The following is a 14,447-nucleotide window of genomic DNA, read 5'->3' as shown; positions in this document are numbered from 1 at the left end:
CGAGAAACATGCTCGCATTTCTTCATACTTCCCGCGTTCACGTCGAGACGTTCAGCCGTCTGGTTCGGGACGCAGACGACGCGATCCCGGTCCGGCATGAGGTCCAGCAGAGCCTCCTTGCGGATGCGCTTGCGGCCGGCGCGATCACGGACGGCATCCGCTCGGCCACCGCCACGGTCGTGCAGGCGCTCGCGAACGAGGGCGCGAGGGTCATCGTGTGCACCTGCTCGACCCTCGGCGGCGTCGCGGAGGCCGTCGCCGTCTCGGACTGCCTCGTGATGCGGATCGATCGCCCGATGGCCGAGCAAGCCGTCGCGAGCGGCCGCCGGATCCTCGTCGTGGCCGCGCTCCAGAGCACCTTTCAGCCCACCGGGGCGCTGCTGCGTCAGATAGCCTCCGGCGCGGGTCGCTCGATCGACGTCGTCGAAGTCCTGTGCGGGCGCGCATGGCGGCTCTTCGAGAGGGGTGACTCTCCCGGCTATGCCGGCGAGATCGCCAGGACGATCGAGGCGACGGCGCTCCCGGGCGATCTCGTGCTCCTGGCTCAGGCCTCGATGGCCCCCGCGGCCGAGCTGGTCCGGCACCTCGGAATTCCCGTTCTGAGCAGCTCGAGATCAGGCGTGGAGGCTGCCGTGTCGAGGTATCGTTCGAGAGCGCGACACGATGCGGCCCAGCGCCGCGAAGAGCCATGAGCGACATCTACCGCGCCAGCGGGCGGCCACGGCGCCGCGTGGGCGCGTCGTGCTCTCTCGAACGGGCAAATCGGATGGATATATGGTCGCCGACGGCCAGCGCCGGACGGCCCCAGTCCAGGCGTTCGTCCGTGCGGGCGTCCCGCCCGTAGACCGAGAACCAGAAATGGCTGGGGACGTCGCTTCGCGTAGGTGCGGCCCAGGTGATCAAGGACATCACGTGACCACGGCGCGGCACCCCCGCGACACAGATTCGCCGCGAGTTCAGCTCGACGAGGACGGCGCGCTCTGCGCGCGCGCCAGGCGGACGAAGGGCGCGGCGCGCCATCGCGGTCGCGGTCCTCGAGAGAAGGTCCCGGGCGCTCCGGGAGAGGGTCGCGAGTTGCCCTCGTGGATCGCGCAGCATCGGCCCGGCGACCGCGCCCAGCGCGGTGCGGACCTGGCGGAGCAGCGTGGCGCGATACGACTCGCCGCACGGCGTGCGTTTCAAGGGGGGGTCGACGGTGTCGGCGTCGAGGACCTCGATCCCGATCTCGTCCCCGACCCTGAGCGCGCGGGAAGGCCACACAAAAAACTCTCGCCGGTCGGAGGCCAACCCGTAGACCCTCACGTCGTCGTCCCGGAGCAGCGCCTCCGGAAAGCCGGCGTGCCGCGTGACGATGATCGTCAGAACGCCGACCGCGCCGACGCCCGCGGTGCAGACCTTCGCTCCATTGACCGAGACACGGAATGCGATCATTGCTCCCCCACGCGCACGCTTTGTCAACTGTATAACCCAGCGCGCCAGCGAGCGCCGCAGCCTCGCTCCCGGTGGCCTCCTGGCGCTTGCGACTGGACCCCGGTACGCTGGTGAAGACCGATGGACAAGGTCGGCGTCGCCCGGTTTGCGCCGAGCGAGATCTCGGCCAGGAGGCGCGGGCCCTACTCGGGATCGTCGAAGTCGGCGATCTTCGCCATGTCCCGCCGCAGCTGGAGATCGCGCTCCACGAGGAGCTGGTCGAGCTCCTCTTCGGAAGCGTACGCCAGCCGTCGATGGCGCTCCGCGACCCGGCTGTCGATCGCCCGGATCATCCGCACCCCGAGCCACGCAGCGGCGATCGACGCCGCGTCGGACGCAATGAACGCATAACGGGACCGGATGAACTCCGCCACCGTCAGATCCGGCATGGTAGAGGCCAGCCACCCGAGGCCGCGGCTCGCGACATAACACCCCCACCACGCGCCGAGCGCGGCATGGTGCACCGCGCCCGCCCGCGGGGCGTGCGCCATCTCGACGCGCCGGTAACCACCCCCGCCGTCCAGGAGAGGACGCGGCGCAGGCTCGGGCACGGCGTCCGGGGCGAGGCCGTCGTGGAGATCGCGCAGCACCCTGTACGGCTGCACCAGGTTCACGACGGGAATGAAGAATCCCAGGACCGCCTCGGACGGCGTCCAGGAAAACCCCCGCACGGGATCCAGCTCGCCCGCCAGCGCGACAGCCCGGGCGAGCCAGCGCAGGAACACCACGCCAGCAACGAGCCCGAGCCCCAGCTCGAGCAAACCCCCGACCTCACGGAGCGTGTTGGCAAGCCGCCACGTCGATGCCGAGACGTCCGTCGAGCCCAGCAAGACAATGTGCCAGGCGCCGGTCAGCGCCGTGAACGCCGCCACCGCCCCCATCGCGATCAGCCCCGCCATCGCGACACGAGCGCGCCGGCGCACGACGCGGACATCGCGGCTCCACCCCTCCCGAGCTTCTGCCCAGCCGCTCACGATGAGCGAGGCTACCAGCCTGACGCGCCGCATCGCAAGCGACGTGGCCGAGGAACACACGTGGTGATCGTGCGCTTCGAGGCGCCCGCGCCGCCCCCGACACCGCCATCGCAGGGCGGCGATCCGTCAGCTCGCCATCGCCGGCTCCCCGCGCCGCGCGCATTCGTCGAGCCCCGCCAGCGCGCGCCGGAAGCTCTGGATCGTCGCATAGAGCCCCTGCCGGAGCGGCACCCGCGGCTCGAACCCCAGCGCCCGCCGCGCCAGGTCGATCGCCGGGCGCCGCCGCATCGGATCACCCTCCGGCAGCGGGCGGTACGCGATCCGGCTCGCGCTCCCCGTGAGCCGCACGATCTCCTGCGCCAGCTCGAGCACCGTCACCTCCACCGGATTGCCCAGGTTGACGGGCCCCACCTCCGACGGGTGCTCCATCAGCCGCAAACACCCCTCCACCAGGTCGTCGACGTGACAGAAGCTCCGCGCCTGCGACCCATTGCCGTGGACGGTCAGCTCCTCTCCCCGGAGCGCCTGGGCGATGAAATTGCTCACCGCGCGCCCGTCGTCGATCGCCATCCGCGGCCCGTACGTGTCGAAGATCCGCGCGATCCGCCCCGACGCCCGCCCCTGGCGGTGAAAGGCCATCACCAGCGACTCCGCGCAGCGCTTGCCCTCGTCGTAACAGGCGCGCACCCCGACCGGGTCCACCCGCCCGAGGTAGCTCTCCGGCTGCGGGTCGACCTCGGGATCGCCGTACACGTCGCTCGACGACGCCAGCAAGAGCCGCGCGCCGTGCCGCTCGGCGCACAGGAGCGCGTGCAGCGTGCCCATCACGTTCGTGATCGTGGAGCGCACCGGATCGCCCCGCCAGCGCGCAGGGCTCGCCGGCGACGCCAGGTGGTAGACCCTGTCGACCTCGTAATCGAACGGCAGGGCCACGTCGTGCTCGACGAGCCAGAAGCGGCTGTTGCGCATCAAGTGAGCCACGTTGGCCGGCGATCCCGTCGAGAAATCGTCGAGCGCGATGACCTCGTGGCCGTCCGCGAGGAGCCGCTCGCACAGGTGCGAGCCGATGAAGCCGGCGCCCCCCGCCACCAGGACGCGCATGCCGCTCCCCACCGTCCTCCCGTTCGCGTCACCCATAGGAACACCTCCGTCGTCGCAACACCGCCCCTCGTGAACCGCCGAGATCCCCCCGCGCCGCGCAGCACCTCACGCGAGCGGGCTCCTGTAGCGGCCCGGGTCGCGGCGGCGAACGCCGGACGCAGGGCCGCTCCGCTCCACGTCGTCCTCGGCCGCCTCGCCGAGCCGGTAGCACGGCCGCAAGAGCAGCTCGTCGATCAGGTCGAGGAGCGTGTCCACGCGATGCGCGCACGTGTGGCGCGCGAGCACCGTCCGGCGCCCGTGCTCGGCGACGCCGCGGGCGAACTCCGGGTCCGCGAGCAGCGCGCGGAGGTGCTCCGTCATCTCCGCGCCCGTGCGCGCGACGAGGTAGTCCCGGCCAGGCGAGAAGAGGCGCTCGGCGTCGGTCCACGGCGCGCTCACGAGCGGGATCCCGCACGCGAGCGCCTCGAACGGCCGGATCGTGGGGATGCCGGGGAGCCACGCGGCGTACGGCCGCCGCGGGACGTGCACCGTGATCCTGGCGCGCGCGTAGGCGTCCGGGACGCGGTGGTTGGGGAGCCAGCCGGCGTACTCGATGCCGGCGTCCGCGAGCGCCGAGAGCGCGCGATCGGGGTAACGCACGCCGTGGACCCGCGCGCGGAGCCCGAGCGCCCTCACGGGCTCGACCAGGAACTCGTGGAGCTCCGCCGTCCGCTCGCCGTCCCCCCAGTTGCCGATCCACACGAGATCGCGCTCCTTCTCGACCTCGGGCAGCGGCCGGAACAGGCGCGCGTCCGCGGCCTCGTGCCACACCACCGCGCGCCGCGCGACGCCGCGGCTCAGGTAGAGATCGCAAACGCTCTTTCCAAAGCCGAGCACGCAGTCGTACCCCGAGAGATCGCGCCGCACGATCGCGGCCGGATCGGTGATGAGCCCGTGGTGCGTGTCGTGAAAGAAGAGGCGGTAACGATCCGTGCGCGCGCGGTGCTCGCCGAGCCGCCGCACGAGCTCCGGGTCGCTCCGCTCGTGGACGAGCACGACGTCGACCCCCGCGAGCGCGGCGTCGAGGTCCAGCGTGGAGAGCGCGTAGCGGCGCGGGCGGAGGCGCGGATAGACGGCGGCGGCCTCGCGCAGCGCGTCCGGGCCGTACGCGGCGACGAGGCCCAGGGCGCTCCAGGCGTCCTCGGGCTCGAAGGCGAGCACGTCGTGGCCGCGCGCGTCGAGCTCGGCCGCGATACCGCGGAGGAAATGCGCGTCCGCGTGGTCCCAGTCGGAGAGCAAGGAGTGGCAGAAGAGGGCTATTCGCATGGTGTCCCGCAGGGTGAAGGCGACGAAGGAGGGCAGACCCGCCGGGGGGCCGGCGGGCGGGCGGCGAGGGCGAGGGCGTAGACGTCGAGGTAGCGGCGGGCCATGGCGCGCGGGCTGAAGCGCACCGCGCGCCGGCGGGCGAGCGCGCCGAGCGCCTCGCGGCGCGCGACGTCCCGGATGAGGTGGTCGAGCGCGGCGTGGAGCGCGCGCGGATCGTCCGCGGGGACGTAGAGGGCGGCGTCGCGCCAGACCTCGCGCAGGCTCGGCAGATCGCCGAGCACGAGCGCGCAGCCGGAGAGGGCGGCCTCCAGGGTGGCCACGCCGAACGGCGCGTACCGCGCCGGGGAGGCGTAGATCGCGGCGCGCGACATCCACCACGTGAGCTCCGGCTCGTCCACCCACCCGAGGGAGCAGAGGCTCTCCCCGGCGCGGCGGCCGACGCCGCCCGCCGCGACGTCGCTCCCGGCCACGAGCACGGGCCACGCGAGGTGGGGCGCGACCTTCTCGAGGGCCGCGAGGTTCTTGGCCTCGTCCCAGAGCCGGCCGGCCGCGAAGACGAACGGCTCCTTCGGCGCCGGCGCGAACCGCCTGCGGTCGCGCGCGTGCGGGATGACATGGCCGCGGCCCAGGCCGAGCGCGCCATACTCGCCCGCGAGCGCGCTCAGCATCGCCGCGCTCGGCGCGACCACCGCGTCCGCGGCCCGGAGCCCCTCGGCGACCCGCGCGCGGTAGCGCTCGTAGCGGACCGGCGCCGGCCGGCGGTGCACCGCGCGCCACCACGACAGCACGCAGGAGTGCGCCACGACGACGCGGGGCGCCCGGAACGGCAGGGCCGCGTGGCAGTAGCCGTTCAGGTGGACGAGGTCCGGCCGCACCCGCTCCTCGAGGTCGAGCAGCCAGTCGCCGGCGGCCGCGACGTCGTCCCACGGGTCATCCATCCATTCGAGCCGGTAGGCGCTCTCGACGAGCTCGAGGCCCGGTACCGCGGCGGCCGCCGCGCGCGCCGCGGGCGACAGGGGCCCGCCCATGATCGCGAGCACCGTGGCCACGCCGGCGCCGGAGAGCGCGCCCGCGAGCTCGAGCGCGACCGTCCACACGCCGCCCTGCGTGTCGGCCGTCATCAGCACCCGGCCGGGCCGCGGCGCCGCGGGGCCCGGGGAGCCGCGGTCAACGCGCGCCATGCTCGAGCTCCGTGAGCGGCAGCGGGCAGCCGTCGGGCAGATCGCCGAACGCCCGGTGCTCGGCGATATAATGGGCGTGCGCGCGCTCCCAGGCGCCGTCGTCCGGCGCGCCCCACCGCCGGGTGTACGCGGGCGAGCCAGGGTACGGGAACGCCGGGACAGGCTCGTTGGCCCACACGCCGAGCCCGAGGAGCCGCTGCCGCCACGACGCCGCCTCGGCCGGATCGACGGGGCCCGCGTCGCTCAGGTTGGCCTGCACGAAGGGCACGCTGCGCCGGGCGTGGACGAGCAGCGCGGTGAGCTCCTCGGTCGACGCGCTGCACCGCCTGGCGAGCGCGTCCATCCCCTCGATCGAGGGGCGCTCGACGCTGGCCTCGATCGAGACGCAGCCGGCGCGGCCGAGGAGATCGAGCATCTCGCGCGACCAGCTGTCGATCCTGAGCTGGACGCCGAACACGATGTCCCGCGCCCAGAGCTCCTCGAGCAGGACCCGGTCGGGCAGGAAGCGCTCGTCGATGAAATAGACGTGGCGCACGCCCTCGGCGAGGAGCGCGTCGAGCTCCTCGAGCACCGTCGCGAGCGGGCGCCTCCGGAGCCTGTCGCGCGCGCCGTCCCTGGCGCAGGAGGCGCAGCGGCAGGGGCTGCCGCGCGAGGTCTCCATCTCGGCGCTCGGCCCCTCGGGCACGGCGTCGAAGCGGTGGTGGTGGTGGACGTGGCGCGCGATCGTCGCGCCGTCCCACCGCAGGGCCGGCAGCGTCCTCAGGCAGGCGGCGTAGGGGCCTCCCTGCACGTGGTCGATGCCGTTCCTGCGGTAGGCGATCGAGGGGATCTGCCAGAAGCGCGACTCGGTCGCGCCGGCGAGCATGACGAGGATCTCCTCGCACTCGCCGAGGACGACGACGTCCACGCCGAGCTTGCGGAGCGCCGCGCGCGGGGTCGCGGAGCCGTGAGGCCCGACGGCGACGAGGAGGCCGCCGTGGCCCCGCAGCGCGGCGGCCGTCGCCATGGGCACGCGCAGCTCGGGCGGGGGGCTGCGCCAGGAGAGGTAGCTCGGCGCCGTGGCGATCACCGTCATGGCCGGGCGGAGCGCCGCGACCTCGGCGCGCAGCGCGACGAGGTCGATCCCGCGGGCCTGGGCGTCGATGAGGGCGGCCTCGTGGCCCGCGCGCTCGAGCAGCGCCCTGGCGTACCCGAGCTCGATCGGCAGGTGCGGCTCGCGGCAGCCGAGGTAGACGCTGCCGTGGAAGGTCCAGGGCGGGTTGACCAGCGCGACCTTCACGAGGCGGCCTCCAGCCGGTCCATCCGGACAGACGAGGGGATGTCGGCGTAGACGGCCCCGAGGCGCGCCTCGACGCCGAGGCGCCATTGATAGAGCGCGCGCAGCCCGTCGCGCAGGGCGACCCGCGGCGCCCAGCCGGTGAGCGACTGGAAGGCGCGGCAGTCGGAGACGTAGTACCGCGGATCGCCCCGCCTCCACGCGGCGAGCGAGACGACCGGGCGGCGCCCGTCGAGCTCCTCGAGCAGATCGAGCAGCTCGACGAGGCTCACCGCCGTGCCCGGGCCGCCGCCGATGTTGAAGGCGCGGCCCGAGGCCGGCCTGAGCGCGCGCCGCGCGCGCAGGAGGGCGTCGACGAGGTCCTCGATGAACAGCGCGTCGCGGACCTGCAGCCCGTCGCCGTAGAGGGTGATCGGGTCGCGGCGGATGGCGCGCGCGACGAAGTGGGCGATCCACCCCTGGTCCTCGTTGCCGAACTGCGGGGGGCCGTAGACGCAGCTCACCCGGAGCACCACGGCGTGGAGGCCGAAGGTGCGGGCGTAATCGAGGACGTACTGGTCGGCGGCGCCCCGCGAGCACCCGTAGGGGCTCCGGAGATCGAGCGGCTGGCTCTCGGAGATGCCGTGCTCGCGCGCGCTCTCGCACAGGGGTCGATACCGCTCCTCGCCGCGCTCGATCGGCAGATCGGGCAGCGCGCCATAGACCTTGCTGGTGGAGGCGAAGAGGAGCGGCGGAGGGCGGTCGAGCCGCCGGAGCGCCTCGAGCACGTTCAGCGTGCCGCGCGCGTTCACCTCGAAGTCGTGCGCCGGGTCGGCGACGCTCCTCGCGATGGCGACCTGCGCGGCGAGGTGGAAGACGAACGAGGCGCGCCGCACGGCGTCGCTCACGGCCTGCTCGTCCCGGACGTCGCACACCCGGACCTCCACGCCAGCGCCGTGACGCCCCTTGAGGCGCTCGACGTTGCGCTCGACGAACCCGCGCGAGAGGTTGTCGAGGACGAGGACCGGCTCCCCCTTTCGGAGCAGCTCGTCGGCCAGGTGAGAGCCGATGAACCCGGCTCCCCCCGTGATCAGGACATGGTCAGGCATAGGATGCTCCGTTCCGGTCTGGACGAGCGGCGGGCGAGCGGGCGATGAGGAGAGAGCGCCTCGCGAACGGACGGCGCACGACGGCGCAGCGCGGCAGGCAGGCCGAACGCCCGCCGCCGTGCGAGGTCCCCCCGGCCCCGCGCCTCGCTGCGCGGGGGTCACTGAGGAGACAGCGATTAACATGCGAGCTGGAGAGCCGCAATCGATCGAAGGAGCTTTGTTTGACGATCGGTATCGCGACTTCCGCGCATCCTGGAGAGGGTACGGCGGCGCCGGATGGCAGCGGAGACTCGATGTGTCGCAAAGGGGGTTTCGGGCGAGGAGCGCCGATCGGACAGGCGATGAGCGCGGACGGGGACGGGGGGGAGAAGGGAGGAGCGCGCTCGGCGCGGGGCGGAAACCCAGGGAGGACCTCGGTGTTGACCGAGCCCGTTCAGTCGCGCTCAGCGCCCGAAGCGAGAACCTCCCTCGCGGTCGTGCGCGTGCACGTGCGCGTGCACGTGCGCGTGGTCGTGGTCGTGGTCGTGGTCGTGGTCGTGCGCGTGGTCGTGGTCGTCAACGGCTAGGTCGTGAACGTGAACGGCACCCGGAAGTCGCGGTTCTCATTCGTTGACCAAGGTTTCGGCAGAGCGTTTACGTCCACGCTGTGTCGTCGACGACCACGACCACGACCACGACCACGTGTACGCGCACGCGCACGCGCACGTGCACGTGCACGCGCACGCGCACGTGCACGCGCACGTTCACGTTCACGTTGGTGAGCGTTGGTGAGCAAGGGAGGGTCAGGCTTCGGGCCCTGAGCGCGACCGAACGAGCTTGGCCAAGCTCGAGGAGGGGAAGGTGATGCGGCGACAGCGCGGGGGCTCGGCCCGCAGGGAGGAGGGCGGCGCGGGGAGCGCGCCCTCATGAGGCTCAGCTCGCGGTCGGCTGGCCCGTCAGGCGCAGGTAGATGTACGTGAGCCCGATGGTGATGACCGGCGCGGCCACGAACACGCCGAGGCAGCAGGCGAGCGCGCCCGCCAGCGCGAGCGCGCAGGCGAGCAGCACATAGACGAAGATGCCGCCCTTGTGCCCGGTCGTGATTCGCCAGCTCTCCTTCATGGCGTCGATGGCGCCCAGGTTCCTATCGACGATGCACAGGTACGTCATGCTCAGGCCGAGCGAGACGATGACGCCGGGGACGATCAAGAGAAACATGCCGATATACGTGGCGATGGTAGTCAGGAACCCGGCGCCCAGGATGGACAGGAACCACTGCCCGCCGCCAAGGAGATCGCTGAACGAGTACGGCTGGCCACGCGCGACCTTCAGCGAGAGGCTGGTCATGCCTCCAAGGAAGTAGCTGAAGATGACGAAGCCGACGATCTGCAGGAAAAGCCGGACGGCCAACCCCGCCATGGGCGCATCTCCCGCGAGCATGGCCTCGATGCCTCCGCCGATGAAGGCGGGGACGAGCATAGCGAACCAGACGACGAACGCGGCGCCGATGAGGACCGCCGGGTCGCGCTTCAGGCGTTCCCAGCCGAAGGACGCCGCGTCTCCCGCTCCCCACGGCGCCGCCACGCCCGTGCCCGGGGGTGAGCCGTAGCCCGCGCTGCCGCCCGGGGGCTGGTAGGGGTTGGCCCCACCCCAGTCAGCGCCGCCACCCGGAGGCGGGCCGTAGCCGCCGCCACCACCCGGAGGCGGACCGTAGCCGCCGCCGCCCGGAGGCTGGCCCCAGCCGCCACCGCCTCCCGGGGGCGGGCCGTAGCCGCCGCCGCCCGGAGGCTGGCCCCAGCCACCACCGCCCGGAGGCTGCCCAGGCGGCTGACCGTAGCTACCGCCCGGAGGCTGCCCCGGCGGCTGGCCGTAGCTGCCGCCCGGAGGCTGCCCGTAGCTGCCGCCCGGAGGCTGCCCCGGCGGCTGGCCGTAACCACCGCCCGGCGGCTGGCCGTAGCTGCCGCCCGGAGGCTGGCCGTAACCGCCGCCCGGAGGCTGCCCCGGCGGCTGGCCGTAACCACCGCCCGGCGGCTGACCGTAGCTGCCGCCCGGAGGCTGCCCCGGCGGCTGGCCGTAACCACCGCCCGGAGGCTGTCCCGGAGGCTGGCCGTAACCACCGCCCGGCGGCTGACCGGGGCCAGCGCCCCCGGGTGGCTGTCCGTAGCCGCCGCCCGGCGGCGGGCCGTAGCCACCCCCCGGCGGTTGCCCGTAACCACCACCACCCTGACCGCCCCCTGATCCCCCGCCCCAGCCACCTTGGCTCATCTTGTCTCCACTGGGTGTGAATACCGACTACGCCCAACCAACTACCCCCACTATACGTGGAGGGCGCCGCCACGGAACAACTAACTTCCGGCGCGCGGCGCCCCCGTGCGCGCCCGCACCGAGCCGCCGCGCAGAGGAGCAACGGCCGAATGCCGCGCGGGCTCCGCCATTGTGGACAGCGCAGCAATCGCGGAGCCCGCGCGGAATGCGGCGATCAACAGCGATTGAGCGCTCGACGTCTCGACGTCCATTTCCGGACGCGGGCGCGAAATACGCGCAGATCACCTCGGCTGCGGGCCGCTCAGGCACAGGCCGGCGATGCTGCTCGTGAACGACGTCCCCTCCTCGCGCCGGACCTCGACGGAGTTGCCCGTGAGCGGCGACGAGAACACCCCCTGAACGACGCCCGCCCCCTGCTTCGCCGTCACGGAGCGGCCGACGAGCGACCCGGGCGACACGGCCTCGATCGGCGCGCCCGGCGCGATCGCCTGCTCCTCGGGCAGCTCCGCGCGCCGGAACCCGCCGAACCGCACCGCCGTGCCGCCGCCCTTGCCCGGCATGATCTTTCCGATGCACGGCCCGAGCGGCGTGCCGACGACCGCGTACGTCACGGCCGCGTCCACCGGCGACCGCCTCGATTCACCCACCAGGGTGACGGCGACGGCGAGGACGAACGAGGCGACCGGGACCGCGAGCGCGGTCGCCACGACGACCGCGGCGGCGCCGGACGTCGCCCGGCCGAACGAGGCGAGCTCGGCGCTCACGGCCTGCTCGAACGACCGCAGGATCACGACCTGGCGCGCGCGCACCCGCTCGAGGACGGCCGCGGCGACCAGGTTGTCGGCGGCGCAGAAGCCGCACCGCGCGATCGCGCCGTCACCCGCGCCGAGCGGCGCGCCGCACACGTGGCACGCCGCCGGCTCGCCTGGGGCCGCCGGGGGGCGCGCGGCGCACGCCTCCTCGAGCCGCCGCTGCCTGCTGCGCATGACCGCGAGCACGGCCGCGCCGGTCCCGACGGTGCCGAGCCACGCCGCCACCACCATGCCGCCGGTGATGACGTTCCCCTCGGTGTCGGGGCTGACCCAGACCCCCAGCACGATGAGCGCGCCGAGCAGGGTGATCGGCACCGACGCGAGCGCGAACACGACGAGCAGCCGCGCGTGCCGCTGGGACGCCGTGACCAGCCTCCGCCTCAGCGCCTCCGAGAGCTGGCGGCGGCGCACGTCGGTCTGGAAGACCACGTGCGCCGCGGCGCGCAGGCCCTGCGCCGCCTCCCCGGGCAGCGGGCCGCTGTAGTGGCACGCCGCGCAGGCCATGAGATCCGGGCTGGCGAGGGACACAGGCGCGGGTCGCCCGCAGCGCGGGCAATGCACGGCGAGCATGGACCGATTCTACGCCAGCCGCGTCTCGGCAGGTCAAGGCGGCTCACCGCGCCCCCCGCCTCGCCTTGCGCGCGCGCCGCCCCGCCGGCGCGAGCTCGCGGAGCGCCGCCGACAGCGAGGAGAACGCGCTCACGACGCCGAGGTCGACGCCGACGAGGCTCATCGCGATCTCGGGGCGCACGCCGACCAGATAGACCCGCGCCCCGAGCAGCGCGGACGCGCGGCTTGTCATGCCCACCGTGTCGGCGACCCGCGCGTCCACGAACGGCACGCCCGTGAGATCGAGCAGCACCGAAGACGCCCTGTGCCGGCTCACCCCCTCGGACACCTTCTCGAGCACCTGCCTGGCACGGCCGCCGTCGATCATCCCGATGAGCGGCACGAGCAGCACGCCGGGCAGGAGCGGGATGAGCGGACAGCCCAGCTCGCGCACCGTCTCCGAGAGCGCGCGCTCGATCTCGTACGCCCTCTGCAGGTCGGCGTGCTGCGACGACAGCGACTCCACCAGCGCGTCGCGCTCCAGGGCCGCGCCGAGCAGCGTCCCCCAGATCGCGACCGTCCCCTCGTCTCCGGCCATGGCGACGAGGGTCGGGCCGACGAGCACCAGGATCCCCCAGTCGCGCCGGGCAGAGCGTATCGGCAAGAGCAGCACCATGTGCGTGCCGTCCTCGGCCGACGGCGGCAGCGTCGCCGCCGGCAGAAACGCCTCGGGCCGACAGCGGCGGCCGATCGGCGGGGTCGGGCTGCCGTCGCGGCTGTAGGCGCCGGCGACGACGAGGCGGGAGCGCGCCTGCGGGTCGTCCCACAGCGCGAGGCAGCCCCAGATCACCGTGGTCGTCTCGAGCCACGAGAGCGACCGCGTCGCCTGCTGGGTGCCGCCGAGCAGGGCAAAGCTCACATCGTAATTCGTCCTCGCGAGCACCCCGAGCTGGCGGACATACTGGCTCTCGGCCTCGAGCCGGGCCCGCGCGATCGCGAGGCGCACGAGCTCCAGGAACGCGTCCACCCGCCGCCTGGCCGTGTCGTCCAGGGACGCGCCGCGCCGCTCGTGAAGCTGGCCCAGCAGGCGGACCGCCGCCAGCAACGTCCCCACATCCATCGTGATGTCGACCGCCTGCCGGCAGGCGCCCCCGAGCTCGGCCGCCGAAGGCAGCGCGGCGCCCCGGAGCGCCGCGAAATAACCGTCGATCAACGACGTGACCGCCGGCCATACCTCGGTCGGCGGGAGGTCGGGCGGCAGCGGCTGGGGCAGGAGCAGGAGCTCGACCATCTGCCGGGCCAGGACGCCGCCGGCGTCCTCCTCGGGCGCCGCGTCCTCCCTGTCGAGGAACTCCTGGATCGTGTTGCACCCGCACGAGCTCCGCACGGCGAGCGCGTTGGCCGTGCGCACGCCCTCGGCCGGGAAGGCCTCGCCGGCGATCATCGACGCGAGGAGATCGCACGCCGCGCTCCCCATCATCTCGAACCGCTGGCGCACCGTGGTCAGCGGCGGATCGGCGCTCTCCGCGTCCGCGATGTCGTCGAAGCCGATGATGGCGAGATCCTCGGGGATGCGGACGCCCGCCGCCTTCAGCTGGGGCATCATCCCGAGCGCGTTCTTGTCGGTCGCGAAGACGGCCGCCGTGCACCCGGGCAGCCGCGCGAGGAGCGCCGGCGCGGCGCCCTGGCCGCCGCTGTACCAGTTGTTGTCGCTCCGGATGACCAGATCGGGGTCGAAGGCGATGCCCGCCTCGGCGAGCGTGTCCTTGTAGGACGCGAAGCGCTCGCGCACGTCGTACGCGTCGAAGTAGCCGACGAACGCGATGCGCCGGTGCCCGTGCTCGATCAGGTGGCGCACCGCGCTCCGCATCCCGCCGTGGTTGTCCGGGATCACGGCTGGACAGGCGACATCGGCGGCGCGCGTGCCGACGGTGATGAACGGGACCCGGCCGCGCGCGAGCGCCTCGATGCCGTGCAGCTCGATCAGGACGATCCACCCATCCACCTCCTCCCCGGCGAGCGACGGCGCGTGGACCTCGAACGGCGTACCGCGCAGCACCAGCGTGCGAAACCCGCGCTGCTGGGCCGAGTCATGGATGCCGAGCAGGACAGGGTTCCAGAATGAGCCGTCGAGAAAGGGGGAGATCACCCCGAGGGTGCGAGGGCGGGCCGCGGCGCCGGCCGCCGGGACATGGAGCGGCGGGGCGTCGGTGCGGCGCGCCGGAGGGAGAGAAGAGCGGCGCGGCGCAGGGAGAGAAGAGCGGCGCACCGGAGGGAAAGAAGAGCCGGTGCCGCGCCCCGAGCCCTCCCCCTGCCCCGGTGCGCCGGAAGGATCGCCCCACTGCTCCGGCACCACGATGCCGCTGTCCCGCCTCCCCTCGCCCATCCTCGCGCTCCCTCCCGCCCTGCTCGCCCACGTCCGGCCGAGCCTCTCCACTTCCGTGGCC

At 73.4% G+C, this 14,447-nt stretch carries 12 protein-coding genes; 2 read left to right on the top strand and 10 right to left on the bottom strand.

From position 1 onward, the window contains the following. The first annotated feature begins 8 nt into the window (after positions 1 to 8). Positions 9 to 692: an aspartate/glutamate racemase family protein gene (locus WMF44_RS47760; protein ID WP_437296707.1), complete on the top strand. Its 684-nt coding sequence runs from the start codon at positions 9 to 11 to the stop codon at positions 690 to 692. A 7-nt stretch (positions 693 to 699) separates the two neighbouring features. Here WMF44_RS47760 and WMF44_RS47755 read toward each other — a convergent pair whose 3' ends face one another. The 7 genes from WMF44_RS47755 to WMF44_RS47725 all read right to left on the bottom strand — a co-directional run bounded on the left by WMF44_RS47755 (position 700) and on the right by WMF44_RS47725 (position 8,395). Then, complete coding sequence (locus WMF44_RS47755; RefSeq protein ID WP_437296706.1) at positions 700 to 1,431, bottom strand: hypothetical protein; 732 nt, start codon at positions 1,429 to 1,431, stop codon at positions 700 to 702. A 182-nt stretch (positions 1,432 to 1,613) separates the two neighbouring features. Beyond that, positions 1,614 to 2,444 carry a DUF4328 domain-containing protein gene (locus WMF44_RS47750; protein ID WP_437296705.1) on the bottom strand — a complete coding sequence of 277 codons (831 nt, stop codon included), beginning with the start codon at positions 2,442 to 2,444 and terminating at the stop codon, positions 1,614 to 1,616. A gap of 126 nt (positions 2,445 to 2,570) precedes the next feature. Then, a complete protein-coding gene (locus WMF44_RS47745; protein WP_437296704.1) occupies positions 2,571 to 3,581 on the bottom strand; it encodes a UDP-glucuronic acid decarboxylase family protein in 1,011 nt (336 codons plus the stop codon). Between the two features lie 69 nt (positions 3,582 to 3,650). Further along, entirely contained in the window at positions 3,651 to 4,850 is a 1,200-nt protein-coding gene (locus WMF44_RS47740; protein ID WP_437296703.1) for a CgeB family protein, read from the bottom strand. After that, entirely contained in the window at positions 4,841 to 6,031 is a 1,191-nt protein-coding gene (locus tag WMF44_RS47735; RefSeq protein WP_437296702.1) for a glycosyltransferase family 4 protein, read from the bottom strand. The genes WMF44_RS47740 and WMF44_RS47735 overlap by 10 nt, the downstream gene beginning before the upstream one ends. Continuing rightward, positions 6,018 to 7,310: a TIGR04295 family B12-binding domain-containing radical SAM protein gene (locus WMF44_RS47730; protein ID WP_437296701.1), complete on the bottom strand. Its 1,293-nt coding sequence runs from the start codon at positions 7,308 to 7,310 to the stop codon at positions 6,018 to 6,020. The genes WMF44_RS47735 and WMF44_RS47730 overlap by 14 nt, the downstream gene beginning before the upstream one ends. Beyond that, positions 7,307 to 8,395, bottom strand: coding sequence for an SDR family NAD(P)-dependent oxidoreductase (locus WMF44_RS47725; RefSeq protein ID WP_437296700.1), 1,089 nt, complete (start codon positions 8,393 to 8,395; stop codon positions 7,307 to 7,309). The genes WMF44_RS47730 and WMF44_RS47725 overlap by 4 nt, the downstream gene beginning before the upstream one ends. A gap of 416 nt (positions 8,396 to 8,811) precedes the next feature. On the opposite strand from WMF44_RS47725, the gene WMF44_RS47720 reads away from it, so the two are divergent. Beyond that, positions 8,812 to 8,961 (top strand): hypothetical protein, encoded by a 150-nt coding sequence (locus WMF44_RS47720; protein WP_437296699.1) that lies wholly within the window; start codon positions 8,812 to 8,814, stop codon positions 8,959 to 8,961. A gap of 346 nt (positions 8,962 to 9,307) precedes the next feature. Here the strand turns inward: WMF44_RS47720 and WMF44_RS47715 are convergent, their stop codons facing one another. From WMF44_RS47715 to WMF44_RS47705, 3 genes are all read right to left on the bottom strand, one after another. Beyond that, entirely contained in the window at positions 9,308 to 10,639 is a 1,332-nt protein-coding gene (locus WMF44_RS47715; protein WP_437296698.1) for a YciC family protein, read from the bottom strand. Between the two features lie 281 nt (positions 10,640 to 10,920). Further along, a complete protein-coding gene (locus tag WMF44_RS47710) occupies positions 10,921 to 12,021 on the bottom strand; it encodes a hypothetical protein (RefSeq protein WP_437296697.1) in 1,101 nt (366 codons plus the stop codon). Between the two features lie 43 nt (positions 12,022 to 12,064). Continuing rightward, positions 12,065 to 14,386 (bottom strand): substrate-binding domain-containing protein, encoded by a 2,322-nt coding sequence (locus tag WMF44_RS47705; protein WP_437296696.1) that lies wholly within the window; start codon positions 14,384 to 14,386, stop codon positions 12,065 to 12,067. Positions 14,387 to 14,447: the final 61 nt, after the last annotated feature.

Source organism: Sorangium sp. So ce426, from assembly GCF_051475585.1.
In the GTDB taxonomy this organism is placed as follows: domain Bacteria; phylum Myxococcota_A; class Polyangia; order Polyangiales; family Polyangiaceae; genus Sorangium; species Sorangium cellulosum_B.
The sequence above is the reverse complement of the archived record's forward strand: the minus strand, read 5'-3'. Positions and strand labels throughout refer to the sequence as shown.